24 protein-coding genes and 2 other annotated features are annotated in these 21,147 nt (G+C 29.4%); all 24 genes read right to left on the reverse strand.

What is annotated here, in order from left to right; genetic code table 11:
* Positions 1-232: 232 nt before the first annotated feature.
* The 24 genes from KGF50_RS04090 to KGF50_RS04205 all read right to left on the reverse strand — a co-directional run bounded on the left by KGF50_RS04090 (position 233) and on the right by KGF50_RS04205 (position 21,009).
* Positions 233-1,021, reverse strand: a complete 789-nt coding sequence (locus tag KGF50_RS04090; RefSeq protein WP_227846922.1) for an SDR family oxidoreductase — start codon at positions 1,019-1,021, stop codon at positions 233-235.
* A gap of 406 nt (positions 1,022-1,427) precedes the next feature.
* Positions 1,428-1,793, reverse strand: coding sequence for a 50S ribosomal protein L7/L12 (rplL, locus tag KGF50_RS04095; protein ID WP_021382505.1), 366 nt, complete (start codon positions 1,791-1,793; stop codon positions 1,428-1,430).
* 58 nt (positions 1,794-1,851) lie between these two features.
* Positions 1,852-2,358, reverse strand: coding sequence for a 50S ribosomal protein L10 (rplJ, locus tag KGF50_RS04100; RefSeq protein WP_227846923.1), 507 nt, complete (start codon positions 2,356-2,358; stop codon positions 1,852-1,854).
* A 42-nt stretch (positions 2,359-2,400) separates the two neighbouring features.
* Positions 2,401-2,529 (reverse strand) — a sequence feature (ribosomal protein L10 leader region).
* Positions 2,530-2,579: 50 nt separating this feature from the next.
* Entirely contained in the window at positions 2,580-3,278 is a 699-nt protein-coding gene (rplA, locus tag KGF50_RS04105) for a 50S ribosomal protein L1 (protein WP_227437049.1), read from the reverse strand.
* Positions 3,279-3,348: 70 nt separating this feature from the next.
* On the reverse strand, positions 3,349-3,774 hold the full coding sequence (rplK, locus tag KGF50_RS04110) for a 50S ribosomal protein L11 (RefSeq protein ID WP_054268674.1): 426 nt from the start codon (positions 3,772-3,774) through the stop codon (positions 3,349-3,351).
* A 39-nt stretch (positions 3,775-3,813) separates the two neighbouring features.
* The gene (gene nusG / locus KGF50_RS04115) at positions 3,814-4,356 is read right to left on the reverse strand and encodes a transcription termination/antitermination protein NusG (protein WP_227846924.1); all 543 of its coding nucleotides are present in this window, start codon (positions 4,354-4,356) and stop codon (positions 3,814-3,816) included.
* Between the two features lie 19 nt (positions 4,357-4,375).
* Positions 4,376-4,597: a preprotein translocase subunit SecE gene (gene secE / locus KGF50_RS04120; protein WP_227437053.1), complete on the reverse strand. Its 222-nt coding sequence runs from the start codon at positions 4,595-4,597 to the stop codon at positions 4,376-4,378.
* Between the two features lie 23 nt (positions 4,598-4,620).
* Positions 4,621-4,770 (reverse strand): 50S ribosomal protein L33, encoded by a 150-nt coding sequence (rpmG, locus tag KGF50_RS04125; RefSeq protein WP_003421192.1) that lies wholly within the window; start codon positions 4,768-4,770, stop codon positions 4,621-4,623.
* A gap of 249 nt (positions 4,771-5,019) precedes the next feature.
* Positions 5,020-6,213: an elongation factor Tu gene (gene tuf / locus KGF50_RS04130; protein ID WP_227846925.1), complete on the reverse strand. Its 1,194-nt coding sequence runs from the start codon at positions 6,211-6,213 to the stop codon at positions 5,020-5,022.
* Between the two features lie 73 nt (positions 6,214-6,286).
* Positions 6,287-6,934 (reverse strand): RNA polymerase sporulation sigma factor SigH, encoded by a 648-nt coding sequence (gene sigH / locus KGF50_RS04135; RefSeq protein ID WP_227437057.1) that lies wholly within the window; start codon positions 6,932-6,934, stop codon positions 6,287-6,289.
* Between the two features lie 64 nt (positions 6,935-6,998).
* The gene (locus KGF50_RS04140; RefSeq protein WP_227437059.1) at positions 6,999-7,526 is read right to left on the reverse strand and encodes an NYN domain-containing protein; all 528 of its coding nucleotides are present in this window, start codon (positions 7,524-7,526) and stop codon (positions 6,999-7,001) included.
* A 6-nt stretch (positions 7,527-7,532) separates the two neighbouring features.
* Positions 7,533-8,267 (reverse strand): 23S rRNA (guanosine(2251)-2'-O)-methyltransferase RlmB, encoded by a 735-nt coding sequence (rlmB, locus tag KGF50_RS04145; protein ID WP_227830460.1) that lies wholly within the window; start codon positions 8,265-8,267, stop codon positions 7,533-7,535.
* Between the two features lie 12 nt (positions 8,268-8,279).
* Complete coding sequence (thyX, locus tag KGF50_RS04150) at positions 8,280-9,038, reverse strand: FAD-dependent thymidylate synthase (RefSeq protein ID WP_227841314.1); 759 nt, start codon at positions 9,036-9,038, stop codon at positions 8,280-8,282.
* A gap of 105 nt (positions 9,039-9,143) precedes the next feature.
* Positions 9,144-9,557 (reverse strand): Mini-ribonuclease 3, encoded by a 414-nt coding sequence (locus KGF50_RS04155; RefSeq protein WP_227846926.1) that lies wholly within the window; start codon positions 9,555-9,557, stop codon positions 9,144-9,146.
* Positions 9,542-10,939, reverse strand: a complete 1,398-nt coding sequence (gene cysS / locus KGF50_RS04160) for a cysteine--tRNA ligase (protein WP_227846927.1) — start codon at positions 10,937-10,939, stop codon at positions 9,542-9,544. Before cysS ends, KGF50_RS04155 begins: the two co-directional genes overlap by 16 nt.
* 141 nt (positions 10,940-11,080) lie before the next feature.
* Positions 11,081-11,236: a hypothetical protein gene (locus KGF50_RS04165; RefSeq protein ID WP_003421202.1), complete on the reverse strand. Its 156-nt coding sequence runs from the start codon at positions 11,234-11,236 to the stop codon at positions 11,081-11,083.
* 221 nt (positions 11,237-11,457) lie between these two features.
* Positions 11,458-12,939 (reverse strand): glutamate--tRNA ligase, encoded by a 1,482-nt coding sequence (gene gltX / locus KGF50_RS04170; protein WP_227846928.1) that lies wholly within the window; start codon positions 12,937-12,939, stop codon positions 11,458-11,460.
* 359 nt (positions 12,940-13,298) lie between these two features.
* A complete protein-coding gene (locus tag KGF50_RS04175; protein ID WP_227846929.1) occupies positions 13,299-13,826 on the reverse strand; it encodes a hypothetical protein in 528 nt (175 codons plus the stop codon).
* A gap of 298 nt (positions 13,827-14,124) precedes the next feature.
* The gene (proS, locus tag KGF50_RS04180; protein WP_227846930.1) at positions 14,125-15,570 is read right to left on the reverse strand and encodes a proline--tRNA ligase; all 1,446 of its coding nucleotides are present in this window, start codon (positions 15,568-15,570) and stop codon (positions 14,125-14,127) included.
* Positions 15,571-15,693: 123 nt separating this feature from the next.
* Positions 15,694-17,409 carry a proline--tRNA ligase gene (locus KGF50_RS04185; protein WP_227846931.1) on the reverse strand — a complete coding sequence of 572 codons (1,716 nt, stop codon included), beginning with the start codon at positions 17,407-17,409 and terminating at the stop codon, positions 15,694-15,696.
* 63 nt (positions 17,410-17,472) lie between these two features.
* Positions 17,473-17,681: a binding site (T-box leader), on the reverse strand.
* Between the two features lie 94 nt (positions 17,682-17,775).
* Positions 17,776-18,261, reverse strand: a complete 486-nt coding sequence (gene ispF, locus KGF50_RS04190) for a 2-C-methyl-D-erythritol 2,4-cyclodiphosphate synthase (RefSeq protein WP_227846932.1) — start codon at positions 18,259-18,261, stop codon at positions 17,776-17,778.
* A complete protein-coding gene (gene ispD / locus KGF50_RS04195; protein ID WP_227437077.1) occupies positions 18,258-18,971 on the reverse strand; it encodes a 2-C-methyl-D-erythritol 4-phosphate cytidylyltransferase in 714 nt (237 codons plus the stop codon). Before ispD ends, ispF begins: the two co-directional genes overlap by 4 nt.
* Positions 18,972-19,248: 277 nt before the next feature.
* Positions 19,249-20,181 (reverse strand): lipoate--protein ligase family protein, encoded by a 933-nt coding sequence (locus KGF50_RS04200; protein WP_227846933.1) that lies wholly within the window; start codon positions 20,179-20,181, stop codon positions 19,249-19,251.
* A 177-nt stretch (positions 20,182-20,358) separates the two neighbouring features.
* Entirely contained in the window at positions 20,359-21,009 is a 651-nt protein-coding gene (locus KGF50_RS04205) for a class II aldolase/adducin family protein (RefSeq protein WP_227846934.1), read from the reverse strand.
* Positions 21,010-21,147: the final 138 nt, after the last annotated feature.

The following is a 21,147-nucleotide window of genomic DNA, read 5'->3' on the forward strand; positions in this document are numbered from 1 at the left end:
TTACATTCCAATACTACACCCCTATTTAATTATAATTCCATAAGTAAGTGCTAGTAAATAATTACATTTATACAAAACCTGTTAAGTATACAAAATAAAGACCATAAATGAATTTAATCTGGAGTTTTTAATCTTAAACTATTTCCATCATAAATTATATCTACAGTCTTTATAAAAATAGAATTTCTACTATAATTAAGTTTTTTATTTTTACTATATATTAGTAATGTAATTATCCTAATATATTATCTGCAAATTGTGGTGTAGGTAAACCAAACCCTCCTGCTACTTCAAGTAAATCTCCTGTTATAAATGATGAATCATCACTAGCATAGAATAAAACAGCTTTTGCTATGTCTTCTGGTTTCCCTATACGATTTAAAGGAACATGCTTTAGAAACTCCTTTATAAATTCTGGAGACATATTATCTAAAGCAGCTTTAGTTGCAATAAGACCTGGAAGTACAGCATTACATCTAACATTATCTTTTGCATATTGTGTTGCTATATTTTGAGTTAATGAGTTAATTGCTGCTTTTGATACACAGTAAGCTATTCTAGATAGGTCAGGTAATACAGAACCTATACTAGATATGTTTATTATACTTCCCTTGCCATTCTTTATCATATGAGGAATAGCGGCTTTACATGGTAAATATACACTTTTTAAATTAGTATTTACTGTATCAAAGAAATTGTCTGTATCTCCAGTTAAAAGGTCTTTATCAAGTGAAGGATTTGTCGAACCAAAATTATTTACAAGTATATCTATCTTGCCTTCTTTTTTAACTACATCTTCTATCATTGAAGTAAATGTTTCTTCTTCACGAGCATTAAAATAAACAAACTTAGCACAACCACCTTCTGCGCTTATTCTATCTATAACTTCATTAGCCAATTCTTCTGAACGAGCTGCTAAATATACAACTGCTCCATTTTGTGCTAATATTTCAGCCGATGCCAATCCAATACCTTTAGTTGCTGCAGTGACCACTGCAACTTTACCTTGTAATTTTTCCATTATTAACTCCTCCTTAAATGCATTTTTTGAAATCTACATATTTCGATTTTTAGAAGTATTTCACTCATTTTAAATTTGTATTTGTTAATTAATTATTTATTACATTTTATTTTTAAAGTATTTTTGTAATTTTATAAAATAATATGTAGTTTTATATAATTTTCTTTTTATTATATCACCTTATATATGCACATTACAATAATTGTTTATATTTTAATTTAACAACTGTGTCTGACATAGCAAAAAACATATTCTCTAATAGTATTAAATTAAAATATCATTACACACTATATGATACCCTTAATTTAATACTATTATATAAATTTTTTTTATTTTATAAAAATATTTTCTTCACAATTTTTTATAAATAAAAAAAGATACCCATTTGGGTATCTTTTTAAAGAAACTACTTAACTTCTACTTTAGCTCCAGCAGCTTCTAATTTTTCTTTTATTTGATCAGCTTCTTCTTTAGAAGCTCCTTCTTTAACTGTCTTAGGAGCATTATCAACTACTTCTTTAGCTTCTTTTAATCCTAATCCTGTTATTTCTCTAACTGCTTTTATAACTCCAACTTTTGAAGAACCAACCTCAGCTAATACTACATCAAACTCAGTTTTTTCTTCAGCAGCTGGTCCACCAGCAGCTGCACCAGCTACCATTACTGGAGCTGAAGCTGATACGCCGAATTTTTCTTCAGCAGCTTTAACTAATTCATTTAATTCTAAAACTTTCATATTTTCTATAGCTTCTAATATTTGTTCTATTGTCATTTTTAGCACCTCCGAATTTTCTTTTCAAATTAATATTTATAATTTTTTAGTTAAGCAATTAAGCTTCTTCTTGACCTTCTGCCTTTTTCGCTATTGCATCTATTAAGTATGCAAAGTTTGATATTGGAGCTTTTAAGCTACCAAGTAATTTAGCGATAAGAACTTCTCTTGATGGTATGTTAGCCATTTCAACAATCTTAGCTTCATCATAGAATACACCTTCTACAACACCCATCTTTAATTTCATCTTTGGATGAGAATCCATGAATCCTTTTAATATTCTAGCTGGAGCAACTGGATCATCATATCCAAATGCTATAGCATTAGTACCAACTAATAATTCTTCATTGAATTGCTCTATGCCAACTTCTTTAGCTGCTCTTCTAACTAAAGTATTTTTATATACTTTGTAATCTACACCAGCTTCTCTCATTTGTTTTCTTAACTCAGTTACTTCTTCAACTGTTAATCCTTTGTAATCAACAACAACCGCAGCAGAAGATTTTTGTAACTTTTCAACTATTTCAGAAACAACTTCTGATTTAATTTCTATAGCTTTTCTCATCTAGATGTGCACCTCCTTCACCAAATAGGCTTAGTATTTACCGCAACATTATAAAAAGCTTTTGTTGCCAAAAGTAGACATCAAAAGCTTTAGTAATCTCAATTTATCTAAAACCTCGGTGGGATATTAAGCTTTCGCACCCACTATCTACGGCAAATCTATTCTTTTTTACATTGACAAATGATATAATAACATTTTTGTCAACCTGTGTCAACAGTTTATTATTCAGCTGTTCTTGCTGGGTTTATTTTAACTCCAGGTCCCATTGAAGAAGCTACAGTTATACTTCTTAAATATTGCCCTTTAGCAGCAGCTGGTTTAGCTTTTATTATAGCATCCATTAATGCAGCAAAGTTTTCAGATAATTTTTCTCCACCAAATGATACTTTTCCTACTGGAACGTGTATTATGTTAGTTTTGTCTAATCTGTATTCAACTTTACCAGCTTTTATTTCATCTATAGCTTTAGCTACATCAAATGTAACTGTTCCTGATTTAGGGTTTGGCATTAAACCTTTAGGTCCTAATACTCTACCTAATCTACCTACTACACCCATCATATCTGGAGTAGCAACTACTATATCAAAATCAAACCAGTTTTCACCTTGTATTTTTTGAACTAATTCTTCAGCTCCTACAAAATCAGCACCAGCTTGTTCAGCTTCTTTAGCTTTTTCACCTTTAGCAAAAACTAAAACTCTTTTAGTTTTACCAGTTCCGTGAGGTAATACAACTGCACCTCTTACTTGTTGATCAGCATGTCTTGAGTCAACACCTAATTTAATGTGTGCTTCTACTGTTTCGTCAAATTTAGCTCCAGCTATATCTGAAACTAATGTTAATGCTTCTGATGCATCATAGAATTTAGTTCTATCTACTTTTTGTAATGCACCTGCATATCTTTTACCTTTTTTAGCCATTTTATTTTCCTCCTTGTGGTTAATCTCGGCTTTTCGCCTCCCACTTTATAAAAAAAAGTGTATCTTTTAATTAGTCTTCTACTACAACACCCATGCTTCTAGCAGTACCAGCTATCATACTCATAGCAGCTTCTACTGATGCAGCATTTAAGTCAGGCATTTTTAATTCAGCTATTTCTCTTACTTGAGCTGAAGTTATTTTAGCAACTTTCTTTTTGTTTGGTTCTCCAGAACCTGATTTTAAGTTTAATGCTTTTTTAATTAAAACTGCAGCTGGTGGAGTTTTTGTTATAAAACTGAATGATCTATCTTGATATACAGTTATAACAACTGGTATTATCATCCCAGCTTGATCTGCAGTTTTAGCATTAAATTCTTTTGTGAATCCCATTATATTAACACCATGTTGTCCTAATGCTGGTCCAACTGGTGGCGCTGGAGTAGCCTTTCCTGCAGGTATTTGTAATTTTATTTGACCTATAACTTTTTTAGCCATTTTTAGCGCACCTCCTCAGATTTTTCTATAATAATAGTATTAGATTTTTTCTATACCTTCAAGCTCTATTACAAATAGAGTCCTTTTACCAAATGCATTTATGCACACTTTAACTTCTCTGTTTTCTAAGTCAATCTCTTCTATGTTTCCTACTTGTCCACTAAATGGTCCTTGAGATACCTTTACTGTATCTCCTATTTCAAAGCCAATATCACTATTTACTACTTTAGGGTCAGTTGTATCTATACCCATAGCTTTAACTTCATCTTCACTTAATGGTACTGGTTTTGAACCAGGTCCAACGAAACCTGTAACTCCCTTAGTATTTCTTACTACATACCAAGATTCATCAGTTATTATCATTTTAACCAAAACATAACTTGGATAAACTTTACGTTGTCTAGTTTTTTCTTTTCCAGTTTTAGTAGTTTCCACTACTTCTTCTGTTGGAACAACTACTTGTCTTATGCAGTCTTCCATACTTCTTGTTTTAACTGCTTTTTCTATTGTAGCTTTAACTTTATTTTCATGTCCCGAATAAGTATGAACTACATACCAACTTGCTTCTTGTAATTCTGACATTTAACTTACCTCTTTTCGTCTATTTTAGTAATAACGCTAGTGCACCAGATAATATAGTGTCTATACCCCATACTAATATAGTGCATGAAATAACTACAGTTAAAACTATACCTGTGTTTTTAAACAATTCTTTTTTTGTCGGCCATGTAACTCTTTTCAATTCTTGTTTAGTTTCTTTTAAATATCCAAATAAACTGAATCTCTTTTTAGTTTTTGCACCGTCATTTGTTTGGGCAGCCATTCCATACTCACATCCTTATAAAACTATTTTGTTTCTTTATGAGTTGTATGCTTTTTACAGAATCTACAATATTTTTGTAATTCTATTCTGTCTGGATTATTTTTCTTATTCTTAGTAGTGTTGTAGTTTCTTTGCTTACACTCTGTACATGCTAAAGTTACTTTAACTCTCATCTGATACACCTCCAACTTTGTAATACAATAATATATATTGTTAATATATGTGAATATAATATCTTTAAAATATGTATTTATTAAAAATCTACAGTATTCAAGATATTATTAACTTCCTATAATCATTACCTTGTATAAGTTATCACAAAATCCTATGCTGTGTCAATGTTTTTGTATTTCTATGTTAAAAAAAGAGGAGCATAACCCCTCTTTTTATTATTCTTTAATCCATCAGTTTAGTAATAAGAATTACTCGATTATTGTAGCAACAACTCCTGAAGCTACTGTTCTTCCACCTTCTCTTATTGAGAATCTTAATCCCTCTTCTACAACTATTGAGTTTATTAAGTCTACTTCCATTGTTACGTTATCTCCAGGCATTACCATTTCTATTCCATCTGGTAACTTACAAGCTCCTGTTACATCTGTTGTTCTGAAATAAAATTGTGGTCTATATCCATCAAAGAATGGTGTATGTCTTCCACCTTCTTCTTTTTTAAGTACATATACTTCTGCAGTAAATTTTGTGTGTGCTTTTACTGATCCAGTCTTTGCTAGTACTTGTCCTCTTTCTATTTCAGTTCTTTGTACTCCTCTTAATAATGCTCCTATATTATCCCCTGCTTGTGCTTGGTCTAATAATTTTCTGAACATTTCTACTCCTGTTACTACTACTTTTCTTGGTGCTTCTGTTAATCCTACTAATTCTACTTCGTCTTGTACTTTTAATACTCCTCTTTCCACTCTTCCTGTTGCAACTGTTCCTCTTCCTGTGATTGAGAATACGTCTTCTACTGGCATTAAGAATGGTTTGTCAGTATCTCTTTCTGGTGCTGGTATATATTCATCTATTTGCTCGAATAATTCTACTATTTTATTTCCCCATTCGCTCTTTGGATCTTCTAATGCCATTAATGCTGATCCTCTTATTATTGGAGTATCATCTCCTGGGAAATCATATTCTGTTAATAAATCTCTTACTTCCATTTCTACTAGTTCTAATAACTCTTCGTCATCTACCATGTCACATTTGTTTAAGAATACTACTATATATGGTACTCCAACTTGTCTTGATAATAGTATATGCTCTCTTGTTTGTGGCATTGGTCCATCTGTTGCTGAACAAACTAATATTGCTCCATCCATTTGTGCTGCTCCTGTTATCATGTTCTTAACGTAGTCAGCATGTCCTGGGCAGTCAACGTGTGCGTAGTGTCTATTTGGAGTTTCATACTCAACGTGTGCTGTTGATATTGTGATTCCTCTTTCTCTTTCTTCTGGAGCTTTATCTATGTTTGCGAAATCTACTGCTTCTCCTAATTGATATCTGTCATATAATGTTTTTGTTATTGCTGCTGTTAATGTAGTTTTACCGTGGTCAACGTGTCCTATTGTCCCTATATTAACATGAGGTTTTGTTCTTTCGTATTTAGCTTTAGCCATTTTGAATTTCCTCCCTTATCTTTCGATATAAATTAATTTTGCTCACAATAAGCTTATGGTAAGTATTTTACTATTAATCATTTCTGTTTTCAAGATGTTTTTCTAATTTTCTCTTAACCCTTTGTAAAGCGTTATCTATTGACTTTACATCTCTTTTAAGTTTGTCCGCTATGAACTGGTATGACTTTCCATTCAAATACAATTCTAGTACTTCTAATTCCAAGTCACTTAATAATTCGTTCATCTTTGATTCTATATTTTTTAATTCTTCTTTACTAATTATAAGTTCTTCTGGATCTGTTACTATACTTGTAGCTATTATATCTAAAAGTGTTCTGTCTGACTCTTCATCATATATTGGTTTATTCAAAGAAACATATGAATTTAAAGGTATATGTTTTTGTCTTGTTGCAGTTTTTATAGCAGTTATTATTTGTCTTGTTATACATATCTCTGCGAAACATTTAAATGAATTTGTCTTACTTCCATCAAAATCTCTAACTGCCTTATAAAGGCCTATCATTCCTTCTTGTATTATATCTTCTTTATCTGCTCCAATTAAAAAATATGACTTTGCTTTTGCCTTTACAAAATTTCTGTATTTGGTAATAATGTACTCTAGTGCTATCTTATCCCCTTCACTTGCTTTTAATACAATGTTATACTCATCTTGCTGACAATTGTCTATTAACTCATAACTTTTTTCTTTTGCTACCAACATGTAAATCTCCCCCATATATAAAACAAATTTATAGGTATATTATAGTCTAAAGAACCTAGTAATTTCAACGCTTTCTACGAATGTTCTCAAGTTTCGACAATGTTTCTTCATCTAACCTTTCCTCCAACCAATTTCGCTGAATTTTTTTCCTTAAACCGCTATTTTTTTCCTTCATTTTATTCTTGGAACGATCTAATTCTAACTTTAATTCTCTAGCAGACATTCTCATAGCACCTTTTCCTAAAATCATTTGTTGCTCTGCATAGTCATTAGTAGCTACTTTTACATCATCATACTTTGATAGAGAAGTTATAAATTTTTCTATATAACTATCTGCTGTTTGGTGCTCTCTTGTATAAACTATTGTTATGTGTTTTCTTTTTTCAACTTTTTCTCGGGAATTCTTAACATTATAAGCATCAAAAACTATTATAGTCTTATATCCCATAAACTCAGAGAATTCTATAATATCATCAATAAGTTTTTCTCGAGAATCTTCTAAATCCTCTTTAGCCAGTTCTTTTAAATTATCCCACGCATTTATAATATTATAGCCATCTATTATTAAGTAGTGATTTATGTTTCTTCTCATACTTATTTACTTTTTATCCAGTCTTTGTCTGAATATTTCATATAAAAGTATACCACCTGCTACAGATGCATTTAAAGATGTAACATTACCTATCATGGGCATTTTTACTATAAAGTCACAGTTTTGTTTAACCAATCTAGATATTCCAAAACCTTCACTTCCAATTACTACACCTAAAGGTCCTGTAAGATTTTGTTTATAAAAAGTTTCTCCATCCATATCAGCAGCTGCAATCCACAGCCCTTCATCCTTCAGTCTTTTTATTGTATTGACTATATTGGTTACCTTACAAACTGGCATATACTCTACTGCTCCAGCAGAAGCTTTTGTAACTACAGGAGTTATGTGTACAGACCTTCTTTTTGGGATAATAACTCCATGTGCTCCTACTGCATCTGCTGTCCTTATTATTGAACCTAAATTATGTGGATCTGTTATTTCATCTAGTATAATAAAAAATGGGTCTTCATTTTTACTTTTTACTGAGTCTATTAACTCATCTAATTCATAATACTTATATTCACTTGCATAAGCTATTACACCTTGATGAGAATGACTTGTGCTTACTTCATCTAACTTATGTTTATCAACATATTGTATAATTATATTCTTTTCTTTTGCCATTCCTATTATTTTCTTAATTGAACCTTCTTTAGCTGAGTTTGCAATTAATATTTTGTCTATTTCTCTATCACTCTTTATCGCTTCTATTACAGGATTTCTTCCTTCAATACTTGCCAAACTATTCACCTCCTACAAGGATTTAAATTTTTCTCTAACTTGAACTATATCACCACAAGTCATAGTTCCTTCTGGGCAACTTCCATTTACACAGCTTGGACCAGTCTTTTTAAATAATATAGGAGCAACTTTTTTAACTTCTCTTAACATTTCTACAGCTAAGTTTCTTATTTCCCATTGTGCTCTTTCACAGCATCTATGTTCAAAGAAATTAAATAAACTTCTAGCGTTTATAGTAAATACCATTTTTGTTTCACATGCATTTGGAAATACATATCTAGCATCCTCTATTGCTTTTTTTTCAGCTTGTCTCTTTGCTGTTTTCTCATTTTTTCCTTCTTTTATTAGGTCATTATAATGCTTATCAAATAATATCTCCACTAATTTGTCATAATCCTCTTGATCCTTTTTCATTGAGTTGACAAATAACTCTTTTGCTTTTTCTATTTTTTCTATTTCAGGAGGAATTATGTACTCAAATTGGTCTAGTTTAACATACCTTTGACTTTGTTGTGAAAAACTAGCTATACGATGTCTAACAATTTGATGCGAACAAGCTCTTGAAATACCTTCTATTGAAAATGTAAATGATGCATGTTCTAATATTGAACCATGCCCTATATTTAATAACATATTTAAAAATTTTTCTATACTTTCTTCTGTTAAGTCTTTTTCTATTTCGTCTGTCCCAACTGGTGAATAACATAATTTAGCTGCCATAGCTATTACTTTTTCGGGTTCAGGTGTATGTGATATTAATTTTACTTTCATAAATTTTTGTCCTTTCTTATTACTAATTTCTATATATTTATTATACATTAGTTATAAAAAAAGTGTTGCCTTATTAATTATTATTAAGACAACACTCTTTAATATTTACATATCTCTTTCAATAATTTTGATTCCTTTATTGATAATATATTGAAGTCTCTCTATTTCATTATTCAAATACAAATATCCAACTAATGCTTCAAATCCAGTTGCATGTTTATAGTCTATAATATCTGCATTTTTAGGAGAAGTATTTGATTTTTGATTTCTTCCCCTTTTATAAATTTTACTCTCTTCTTCTGTTAATTCACTCTCGATTTCATGAATTATTGATGCTTGAGCTTTAGCTTTTACATATTTTATGGCTAACTTATGCAAATCATTAACTTTTCGCTGTGTATTTTGTCTAATCAAGTGTTCTCTTATATATGTCTCATACACTGTATCACCTAAATATGCTAAAACTAGTGGTGACATAGTAACTAATTCAGTTTTTTCCATTTTTATACCCTTTTCCACTTAACACCTTGTCTTGTGTCTTCTAGTACAATTCCCATATCTAATAATTGTTGTCTTATATCATCTGCTAATTGGAATTCTTTATTTTTCTTTGCGTCAGTTCTCTTTTGTATTAATTCTTCAATGTCTTTATCTAGCACAGTATCTTTTTTCTTATTTACAATATTTAATACTCCTGTAAGCTCATTAAATTCATCTAAACATTTCTTAGCTAACTCTAAAGAAGAATTTTCGTCTACATTAGAATTTATCAACTTAGCCAACTCAAATATAATACTTATTGCATCTGCTGTATTAACATCATCATCCATAGCATCTATAAATCTTTGTCTAAAGTTATCCAATTCTTTAACAAGTTCTACTTCTTTTTCTGTTAGAGATGATTCTTTTAAATTACTTAATGTAAACTCTAATTTTTCTTTGGTATTATATAATCTTTCAAGACCAGCTTTAGCTTGGTTTAACATTTCATCACTAAAGTTTACTGGATTTCTATAATGTGCTGATAACATGAAAAATCTCACTATTTCTAAATCATATAGTTTTGATATATCTCTTACTGTAAAGAAATTACCTTTTGATTTACTCATTTTCTCATCATTTATATTTATATATCCATTATGCATCCAATATTTTGAGAATGTTTTTCCACTTCTAGCTTCACTTTGTGCTATTTCGTTTTCATGGTGTGGGAATGTTAAATCTTGACCACCTGCATGTATATCAATTGTCTCACCTAAGTATCTCTTAGACATAACAGAACATTCTATATGCCATCCTGGTCTACCTTCTCCCCAAGGACTCTCCCATCCTGGCTCTCCTTCTTTTTTTGCTTTCCAAAGAACAAAGTCCATAGGATGTCTTTTTTGGTCATTAACTTCAATTCTAGCTCCAGCCTCTAAATCTTCTTGTTTTTGGCCTGAAAGTTTTCCATAGCCTTCAAATTTATTTGTATCAAAATATACATCGCCATTTACTGCATATGCATATCCTTTATCTTCTAATTCTTTTATAAAATCTATAATTTGTTGTATATTATCTGTAACTTGAGGATGAACATTAGCTCTCTTAATTCCTAATCCATCACAATCTACAAAATACTCTTTTATGTATTTAGTAGCAACTTCTTCTGGAGATATTCCTTCTTCGTGGCTTCTATTTATAATCTTGTCATCAACATCTGTAAAGTTTTGTACATAAGTTACGTCATATCCTCTATACTCTAAATACCTTCTTAGAGTATCAAATATTATAAATGGTCTTGCATTACCTATGTGGATATAGTTATAAACTGTTGGACCACACACATACATTTTTACCTTTCCTTCTTCTAATGGAACAAATTCTTCTTTTGCTCTAGTTAATGTATTATAAACTTTCACACTCATCACCTCACTGTATTTTTATAAATTATTTTATTAACATCATATATTATATTATAGTTGAAAATTGCAATAAATAATAGTACTACTATCATTTTTCATACTATCCTTTAAATTACATAATAATACTATCACTATTTTCTATTGTTCCTCTAAAAATATCTTTTTTTGAGAAGAACACTTTTCAAAAGTCTCTTCTGTAATCATTTTTTCGTCTTTTAACTTTTCTAAAATTGTAACATATTCTAAGCATAGCTCCTTTAATTCCTTTTTAACATCATCAATATTACTATACATAGTAATTACCCCCTTAATAATTAAATCAAACTAAAATAATAGATTACATTCTTCTATGCTTAATATTTTTATTAGTTTATTATTCATATTTTATTTATATTTTTGCTTTGCTTTTTATATATTAAATTTATTGGCCTAAATACCTTCATTTTGTTAGCCATATCTTTTCACCAAATACTAACACAAAAAAAGTCCGCATCTAAATTAGCGGACTTTTATGACTATAATATATGATTTTTTACATAAGTTATTCTATTTAAGCAAGTTTCTTTTCCTAAAACTTCCATTACTTTTGGTAAATCTGGACCATGCATTTGTCCTGTCAAAATTATTCTTGAACCCATAAATAAATTTTTTCCTTTTATTTTATACTCTTTTTGTATCTCTTTAAGCATTGCTTGACCAAACTCAGCATTTAATACTTCTGCTTTTTCTATTTTTTCTTGTAATGCATCTATTAAAGTAGGTATGTGTTCTAATTTTAAGAAGTCACTTCCTTCTTCAGTTTCTACCTCTACTTTATCTCCAAAAAATATACTTGCATGCTCAGTAACTTCTTTTACATATTGTAACTTTTCTTTAAGCACTGATATCATACTCTTTAAAAATTCATACTTACTAGTAGCTTCTGCTTCTGTTATAAATCCATCTTCTATTAAGAATGGTATAGCTAAGTCTGTTAAATAAGCATCATCACCATCTTTTATATAATGTTGATTAACCCAGTTTAACTTTTCAGTGTCAAATACTCCTCCACTTTTAGATACTCTTTCCACAGAGAAAGCTTTTTCTAATTCTTCCATTGTAAATAACTCTTGATTATCTTCTGGAGACCAACCAACTAGTGCTACATAGTTTACTAATCCTTCTGGTAAATATCCTTTTTTCTTAAAATCTTCAACTGCCACATCACCTTGTCTCTTACTTAATTTTTTCTTTTCTTTATTAAGTATATTTGGTAAATGTACAAATACTGGTGCTTCCCATCCAAATGCTTCATATAAATAAACATGTTTTGGAGTAGATGATACCCACTCTTCCCCTCTTATAACATGTGTAATTTTCATTAAATAATCGTCTACCACTACTGCAAAATGATAAGTTGGGAATCCATCTGTTTTCATCAAAACTTGGTCATCCAAATCATTAGTATTGAATTCCATGTCTCCTCTAACTAAATCTGTAAATTTAATTGTATGATTTTCTGGTAATTTTAATCTTATAACATATGGTACTCCTGCTTTTATATTAGCTTCTATCTCTTCTTTAGAAAGATTTTTGCAGTAACCATCATATTTAGCCGTTTCTCCTGCTGCCTTTTGAGCATCTCTTACTTCATCTAATCTTTCCTTTGTACAGAAACAGTAATAAGCTTTTCCACTATCTAAAAGTTGTTTTATATATTCTTGGTATATATCTAATCTTTGAGATTGAATATATGGTCCATATTCTCCTTTTTGTATTACTTTTCCATTATCATCTAATATAACACCCTCATCATGATTAACACCAGCCCATTTCATAGCATTAAGCATATTCTCTATAGCACCTTCTACTAATCTACTTTGGTCTGTATCTTCTACTCTTAATATATATTCTCCACCCATTTTCTTTGCAAATAAATAGTTATACAAAGCAGTTCTTAAACTACCTATATGTACAAATCCTGTTGGACTTGGTGCAAACCTTACTCTTACATTCATTTTTACTTCCTCCTGATATTTTATTCAATATAACTATAATATTAAACTAGTACATTGTTTTGCAAGTTTATTTTTAATCAAACTTAATAATAATATCCTTTTTATTTAAAAATACACATGTTTATTATATCAGAAAATACTAGGTTTAATTTCATAAATCTTTCTTTTAATCTATTTATTTTTCTAAAAATTAAAGGTATTATTTATGAATATTCATAAATATTTATTATCAACTTCTTAGAAGTCTATATAATAAATATGCTATCAAAAATAGTACTACAGCCCTAAAATTTAAAAAATCAAAAATGCATCTGTTGTAAACCTCATAGCATCTAAACTCCTCAACCTATCGTATCTTTCTACATTATTATTTGTAATATATATATTTTTCTTTCATCATTTCTAACAATCAAAAGAAGTTCACTTCCATCCTCTTTTTTTATGTGCAAATAGTTATCGCTTACACATGTTTTTATAGGATAATTTCCAAATGCTTCTTCTATATGTTTCCTGCGATTAGAATCGTCTTTAACATCATTTAAAGTTAAAATTTTACTTTTAAAATTTTTAATCTGTTCATTTATATTATTTATATTTTTATCATCTATACTCTTGCCTATATGTAAGTTTTTTATTTTATCAAATTTAGTATCTGAATATTTATAAATAATAAAACTTTCTCCATCTCCAAGAAAGCTTTCTTCTGATATTAATACTACTTTTTCCTCACTGGGTGAAGGTATTTTGATGTTCCAATATTCATTAAATTCTTTTGTATCATTGGATAAATAAGCTGAAACCCACATCAATATGCAAACAAGTAAAAAGGAACTGATAATTGTAATAACAATAATATTCAATATTTTTTTTATATCTTTATTAATCATCTTAGAATACTCCTTTATTTTTTAAGCATACATATTACATATTCTACCATAATAATAAAGTAAATTTAGATAATGATTTTAAAAGTAAAATATAGTTAATAAATATACTTTGATTCTCTATTTACTAATTAACTAGTTTAGGGTGTATCATATAATAAAATATACAATATGTAGATAATTATCTTGAAAGTATTATTAATCTTAGCCGAATAGTAAACAACAAAAAAACTGAGATGTAAAGTATTAAATACTTTACATCTCAGTTGAATTATTTTTACATTTATTCAAATGTATGATTCTAGTAAGCTTTTGCCATTACTACCATATGGTCTGCTTCTTTTCCACAATATACACACTTGTGACCTAAGTTTTCTTGTTCAAAAGGTAAGCATCTTATAGTTGCTCCTGTTTCTTCCTTAATCTTAGCCTCACATTCAGCATCCCCGCACCACATAGTCTTTATGAATCCTGGTTTTTCTTCCAAAGCTGTTCTAAACTCATCCATATTTTCAACTACAGATGTGTTATCTTCTCTATGTTTTCTTGCTCTTTCAAACATCTCATTGTGAATAACATCAAATAAATCATATACAGCATCAGCTAATCCTTCTAGAGGCATAGAACTCTTTTCTAGAGTATCTCTTCTAAATATCATAGCTTGATTATTTTCTATATCTTTTGGTCCAATTTCAATTCTTACTGGTACACCTTTCATTTCCCACTCATTAAATTTCCATCCAGTTGTATAGTTATCTCTATCATCAACTTCTACAGCTACACCTTTAGCTTTTAAATCTGCATATATTTTATCAACAGTTTCCATTACATTGCCTTTTTTAGCAGCTATAGGAACTATAACAACTTGTATTGGAGCTACTCTTGGTGGGAATACTAAACCTCTATTATCACTATGAGTCATTATAAGCCCACCTATAAGTCTTGTAGATGCTCCCCAAGATGTATGATATGGATTAGCTAAGTTACCTTCTCTATCTGCAAAAGTAATATCAAAAGCTTTTGTAAAGTGTTGCCCTAAGAAGTGACTTGTACCTGATTGCAATGCTTTCCCATCATGCATCATAGCTTCTATAGTATATGTTCTTTCACCACCTGCAAATTTTTCACTTTCACTTTTTTGACCAGACACAACTGGCATTGCAAGCAATTCTTCACATAAAGCTTTATATATTTCTAATTGTTGTATTGTTTCTTGTTGTGCTTCTTCTGCTGTTTCATGTAATGTATGACCTTCTTGCCATAAGAATTCAGATGTTCTTAAGAAAGGTCTAGTTGATTTTTCCCATCTAACAACTGAACACCATTGGTTATAAAGATATGGTAGCTCTCTATATGATTTTAACCATTTAGCATACATTGTACATATTATAGTTTCTGAAGTAGGTCTTACACATAATCTTTCTTCTAATTTTTTATTTCCTCCATGTGTTACCCATGCAACTTCTGGAGCAAACCCCTCAACATGCTCTGCTTCTTTGTTTAATAAACTTTCTGGTATTAATAATGGAAAATAACAGTTTTTATGTCCAGTTTCTTTGAATTTTTTATCCATAAATTCTTGCATTTTTTCCCATAAAGCATATCCGTATGGTTTCACGACCATAAATCCTTTTACTGGTGCATAATCAACTAAATCAGTCTTAGTTATAACATCCGTATACCATTGTGGAAAATCATCTTCCATTTTTGTTATTTCTTCAACAAATTGTTTTTCATTTTTTGCCATCTTAATTACCTCCTCATTTATTATGTTTTTATACAAAAACACCCTTTTATCTTTTTTATATAGATAAAAGGGCATTTATAAAGTACAACTCTGATTATCTATACAGTAGCTTTCTTTAAATTATTATCCTAACTTAACATTGTTTTTGATAAATTCTGCTTTTACTTTTTCACTTATTTCTTCTATTTTAATTAATTCTTTATCTTCTTCATATCTAAGTTTAAATTCTACTTTCCCTTCATCAATATTTTTACCTACTGTAATTCTCATAGGTATTCCTATTAATTCTGAATCGTTGAATTTAACACCAATTCTTTCATCTCTATCGTCTAATAAGACTTCTACACCCATATCTTGTAAATCATTATATATCTTTTCAGCTAATGACATTTGTTCCTCATTTTTCATATTTGCTGGAATTATCACAACATGATATGGAGCTACTGATAAAGGCCAAATTATACCTTTTTCATCATTATGTTGCTCAATTATAGCTGCTGCTGTTCTTTCTACACCTATACCATAGCATCCCATTATTATAGGTTTTGATTTACCATCTCTATCAATAAAGTTTGCATTCATAGATTCTGAGTATTTAGTTCCTAACTTAAATATATGTCCTACTTCAACACCTCTAGCTATTTCAAGAGGTTTACCACATACTATACATTTGTCACCTTCTTGAACATTTCTAAAGTCTCCAACTATACCTTCAAAATCTCTTCCATAGTTAGCATTTCTTATATGATACTCAGTTTTATTAGCTCCAACAACTATATTTCTTTGCTCAACAATTTCTTTATCTATAAAGACATAATCAGCATTTACTCCTATTGGTCCAGCAAATCCAACCTCTGCATTAGTTACTTTTCTTACAACATCGTCTGTAGCAAGTGCAAATTCTATAACAGAACCTATTGCATTAGATACTTTAACTTCATTAACTTCTCTATCTCCTCTTACAACAACTACAACTGTTTTCCCATCTGCTTCATATACTAAAGTCTTAGCAAATTTATCTGGAGAAGCATTTAAAAATTCTTCTAATTCTTTTATTGTAGCTGCTCCTGGTGTATGAACTTCTTGTAATTCTTTCATTTCTTCTTTTTCTGATACTGCATTACAAGACTCTGCTCTTTCTACATTGGCTGCATAATCACATCCACTACAGAATACAACTTCATCTTCGCCAACTTCTGATTTAACCATAAATTCAGCTGATGTGGAACCTCCTATAGCACCTGAATCCGCTTGAACTGGACTGTTGTCTAATCCACATCTATCAAATATACTTACATATGCATCAAACATATCTTGATATGATTTATCTAACCCTGCTTCATCTACATCAAAACTGTATGCATCCTTCATTGTAAAAGTCTTAGTTCTCATAACACCAAATCTTGGTCTTCTCTCATCTCTATACTTTACTTGTATTTGATACAAGTTCAGTGGTAATTGTTTATATGAAGTAATTTCTTGTCTTATTATGTCAGTAAAGGCTTCTTCATGTGTTGGTCCAAGGCAGTAGTCTCTTTCTGTTCTATCTTTTAACCTAAACATTTCTGCACCCATAGCAGTCCATCTTCCAGATTCTTTCCACAATTCTGATGGAAGTAAAGCCGCACATAGTATTTCTTGACAATCTTTTTTATTTAATTCTTCTCTAATTATTTGCTCAATTTTTTTGAATACCCTTAACCCCATTGGCAATTGATTATAAACCCCTGAAGTCATTTTTTTTATCATTCCTGACCTTACCATTAATTGATGGCTTGTGATTTCAGCATCTGCTGGAATCTCCTTCAATGTTGGCATAAACATTTTAGACATTTTCATTAATAAATTCCTCCTGAATATTGTTTTCCTGAAAATATAAAAAACCTCTCATCTCTATACAAGTATAGAGACGAAAGGTTTAATTTCCGCGGTACCACTCTAGTTAGCTATGTAAATAGCTCTCTTTAGGGAATGTAACGGTTCCTACCGTAAAGATTTTTATATCTTTAAGCTAAAAGACAGGTTCAAAGACTTCCTCTTGAAAACTCTCACCTCTGTTTTCTCTCTGTGAAGATTTCATCATTTTACTATTTCTTTATCATAGCTAATTTTATATTTATATTAATTTTACTTAAATTCACATATTATAGATATTCTATATAGGCCTATTATTTGATATCCATTAAACTTATTACTAATAATATATTAATTATTCTGACTTGTCAATAATAATAAACAAATACTTTGTGAAGCTATTCCTTGTTTTGCTCCTGTAAAACCAAGACCTTCTTCTGTGGTTGCTTTTATATTTATATTTTCAATATCTGTATTTAAAACTTTTGCTATATTTTTTCTCATACTCTCAATGTGAGGAGCCATCTTAGGACTTTGAGCAATTATAGTACTATCTATATTTCCAATTTTATATCCTTTACTTGTTATTAGATTATATACATGTTCTAGTAATTTCATACTATCTATTCCCTTATATTTTTCATCTGTATCTGGGAAATGCTTACCTATATCGCCTAAAGCTAATGCCCCTAAAATAGAATCCATTATTGCATGTATCAATACATCAGCATCAGAATGACCTAGTAAACCTTTATCATGTGGTATCTCTACTCCACCAATTATAAGTTTTCTTTCTTCTGTCAATTTGTGTACATCATATCCCAATCCTATTCTCATATAATTCTCCTTCTACTATTCACTTCATCTCTTTTTTCCATATTTAATATTTGTTCTGCTATATTTAAATCTTCTGGACTAGTTATTTTTATATTTTCATAAGAACCCATTACCATCGTAACACTTTGCCCTATATTTTCTACTAGCATTGAGTCATCTGTTCCATAATAGTTAGTTTTATACGCTTGTTCATAAGCATTTATTATAAGATTATATTCAAAAGTTTGAGGGGTTTGTGCTGCCCACAATAGCCTTCTTTCTGGAGTTTCTTGTACTGTACCATCAGATACTATTTTTATAGTATCACTTACTGGTACACCTACAACTACGGCCTTTTTTTCTTTAGCCATTTTTATAGATTCATTTATTATTCTATGGTCTACAAAAGGTCTCGCTCCATCATGAATAAGTACTATATCACAATTTTTATCTAATTTTTTTAATCCATTATATATTGAATCTTGTCTTTCTTTTCCACCATATGCTATTTTTATATTTTTAAAGTTATATTTATTTATTATATTTTCCTTAAAAAAATCTTCCTCTTCTTTTTTTATACATACCACAATTTCATCTATATTTATATTTTCGTAAAAAACTTGAATTGTATGCGCTATGATTTCTTTTTCTCTTAATTTTATGAACTGCTTATTTACGTCTAAGTTCATTCTCCTTCCGCTTCCTGCCGCAACAATTATAACACTATACATGGTATCACCTCGTATTTTATTTTTACCTATCATTTATTAAAACTTTTACTGTTTTTATATTTTAACCATCTGATTAATTATATATTAAATTTTCAGTTGTATAAATAGGTAATATCCATTTTTTAACCTAAAATATGTGTGTCTGTTGCAAATTATATTGATTTTTCAATAGCTTCATCTTTTTATTTTACAACTTTGTAACAGTTTGTATATCTATAAAAAACGTTTAAACCACTAAATTGATATAAAACAAATTTATCAATCTAGTGGTTTTGTATTAAAATATTAAATTAATTAAATCTATGTAATCTGGATAATTCTCTAAAATATTATTTTTTATTTCTTGTTTATTAAAATCTATTTCTATCAATTTATCCAGATTAACAATACTATCCTCGCAAGAAATAAAACATTTAGATATTTTCCACTTATTAATATGTACATTAATTTTACTCTTATTATCAATTGGTAAGATTACTTGAAACTTAGGTGTTTTATTATATATCCACTCTAACTTTTTATATTTATCTTCTACCAAATTGTATACACTTTTAATATCATCATCATCTAATTTAATTTCTTTTATATTTTTTATATTAGACTTTAGATAATCAACACAATAATCTAAAAAATAGTTTATATCTTTTTTGAGTATAAAATTAATATTTGTGACTTTACTTGAAACAGACTTAGTTGCCTTTGATTCTGTTGATTTATTTGAATTTAAATACTTAGTTAATTTATTTAAATCTGAATCATAAAGAAGAGTTCCATGATAAAGAGAATTTTGTCTTTTTATTGATTGTGCAGAACCAGAAATTTTTTTACCATTCAAAAATAAATCTTTTCTTTCAGTTATAGATACATTTAATCCTAATGATAAAAGCATACTTTGCATAAATTTAGTATGTTCTAAAAAATCGATTTCATGAAGATTCCTATTTTTTTGTATAAATGACATATTGATGTTTCCTAAGTCATGATACACAGTACCTCCACCAGATATTCTTCTTAAAATGGGAATTTCACCCTTTTCAATAACATCATGATGTATTTCCTGATATGGATTTTGATTTTTTCCCATAAAAATAGATTCTTCATTTCTCCATATAATTATGATATCATCATTATATTTCTCATTTAAAAATAGATACTCTTCTAGAGCTAAGTTAAAGTAAGAATTGGTGTTTTTGTTTAATAAGTAATACATAAAAATACAGACTCCTTTTATATTTTATCTTCATATTATTTTAAATTTAAATAAGTTTACATAGTATTTAACTTTAAATTATTATTTCTAAATCATTAAACTTATTATAACATAATACAACACCTTACTATTACTGAACATCTGTGTTTTTATATTACTCTGAGAGTTTTATCAAGTTTACTTATCCTGACCATACACATTAAGAAATACATTTCTAGCTCTTTTGACTTCTTCATCTGGTAATAATACTGGTGTACCAATTGACTTCGCTAAATAATACACTTTTGCTGCATCTTCTAACATTACTGCTGCTGTAAGTGCATGGTTTACAGATGGTCCAACTGCAATCACTCCATGATTTGCTAAAAGACAAGCTCTCTTATCACCTATTGCATCAATAACGCATTTTCCCATCTGATTAGATGTTGGTGGTGAAAATTTTGCGACTGGAACTGAACCTCCCACTTCATTTGCAAGAGTTGTACTTGCACACTCTATAGATTCATTTAAAATTGCAAAGCAACTTGAATATGTAGAGTGTGTATGTATTATACTATTTATATCATCTCTATGTTTATATATATATAAGTGGTCTGGTGAATCTACTGATGCCTTCCATTTACCATCTACAGTATTTCCATCTATGTCTATTATGACAATATCATTTGGTGTAAGATTTCTATAATCCATTCCACTTGGTGTGATTGCTATATATCCAGTTTCTTCATCTCTTCCACTGACATTTCCTCCTGTTAGTGTAACTAAATTATAGTTTAAAAGGTCTAAAGACGCTTGTAATACCTCTTTTCTTAAATTTTCTAATAACATTAGTTAAATCCTCCTATTTATTAGAAACATAATTTTATATGTTCCTGTTATATATCTTACACAATAAAATTTTATTCTTGATATTTTAATTGAAAATTCTAAAAACTCTCTATAAAATTTAAACTTATATCTTTATAC

The organism is Clostridioides sp. ZZV15-6598, from assembly GCF_020657705.1.
GTDB classification, from domain to species: domain Bacteria; phylum Bacillota; class Clostridia; order Peptostreptococcales; family Peptostreptococcaceae; genus Clostridioides; species Clostridioides difficile_F.

Bases quoted from the DNA above. Each gene is read 5' to 3' on its own strand.
- nusG (WP_227846924.1), bottom strand. From the start codon at position 4,356: ATGTCAGAATTACAAGAAGCAAGTTGGTATGTAGTTCATACTTATTCG.
- KGF50_RS04200 (WP_227846933.1), bottom strand. From the start codon at position 20,181: ATGTATTACTTATTAAACAAAAACACCAATTCTTACTTTAACTTAGCT.
- rplK (WP_054268674.1), bottom strand. From the start codon at position 3,774: ATGGCTAAAAAAGTTATAGGTCAAATAAAATTACAAATACCTGCAGGA.
- rplA (WP_227437049.1), bottom strand. From the start codon at position 3,278: ATGGCTAAAAAAGGTAAAAGATATGCAGGTGCATTACAAAAAGTAGAT.
- KGF50_RS04165 (WP_003421202.1), bottom strand. From the start codon at position 11,236: ATGTATAGTAATATTGATGATGTTAAAAAGGAATTAAAGGAGCTATGC.
- sigH (WP_227437057.1), bottom strand. From the start codon at position 6,934: ATGTTGGTAGCAAAAGAAAAAAGTTATGAGTTAATAGACAATTGTCAG.
- KGF50_RS04175 (WP_227846929.1), bottom strand. From the start codon at position 13,826: ATGATTAATAAAGATATAAAAAAAATATTGAATATTATTGTTATTACA.
- rpmG (WP_003421192.1), bottom strand. From the start codon at position 4,770: ATGAGAGTTAAAGTAACTTTAGCATGTACAGAGTGTAAGCAAAGAAAC.
- KGF50_RS04090 (WP_227846922.1), bottom strand. From the start codon at position 1,021: ATGGAAAAATTACAAGGTAAAGTTGCAGTGGTCACTGCAGCAACTAAA.
- tuf (WP_227846925.1), bottom strand. From the start codon at position 6,213: ATGGCTAAAGCTAAATACGAAAGAACAAAACCTCATGTTAATATAGGG.
- ispF (WP_227846932.1), bottom strand. From the start codon at position 18,261: ATGAGAATAGGATTGGGATATGATGTACACAAATTGACAGAAGAAAGA.
- KGF50_RS04185 (WP_227846931.1), bottom strand. From the start codon at position 17,409: ATGAAAATGTCTAAAATGTTTATGCCAACATTGAAGGAGATTCCAGCA.
- KGF50_RS04140 (WP_227437059.1), bottom strand. From the start codon at position 7,526: ATGAGAAGAAACATAAATCACTACTTAATAATAGATGGCTATAATATT.
- secE (WP_227437053.1), bottom strand. From the start codon at position 4,597: ATGGCTGCCCAAACAAATGACGGTGCAAAAACTAAAAAGAGATTCAGT.
- thyX (WP_227841314.1), bottom strand. From the start codon at position 9,038: ATGAAAGTAAAATTAATATCACATACACCTGAACCCGAAAAAGTAATA.
- gltX (WP_227846928.1), bottom strand. From the start codon at position 12,939: ATGAATGTAAGAGTAAGGTTTGCACCAAGTCCAACAGGATTTGTACAT.
- ispD (WP_227437077.1), bottom strand. From the start codon at position 18,971: ATGTATAGTGTTATAATTGTTGCGGCAGGAAGCGGAAGGAGAATGAAC.
- KGF50_RS04205 (WP_227846934.1), bottom strand. From the start codon at position 21,009: ATGTTATTAGAAAATTTAAGAAAAGAGGTATTACAAGCGTCTTTAGAC.
- rplL (WP_021382505.1), bottom strand. From the start codon at position 1,793: ATGACAATAGAACAAATATTAGAAGCTATAGAAAATATGAAAGTTTTA.
- rplJ (WP_227846923.1), bottom strand. From the start codon at position 2,358: ATGAGAAAAGCTATAGAAATTAAATCAGAAGTTGTTTCTGAAATAGTT.
- proS (WP_227846930.1), bottom strand. From the start codon at position 15,570: ATGGCAAAAAATGAAAAACAATTTGTTGAAGAAATAACAAAAATGGAA.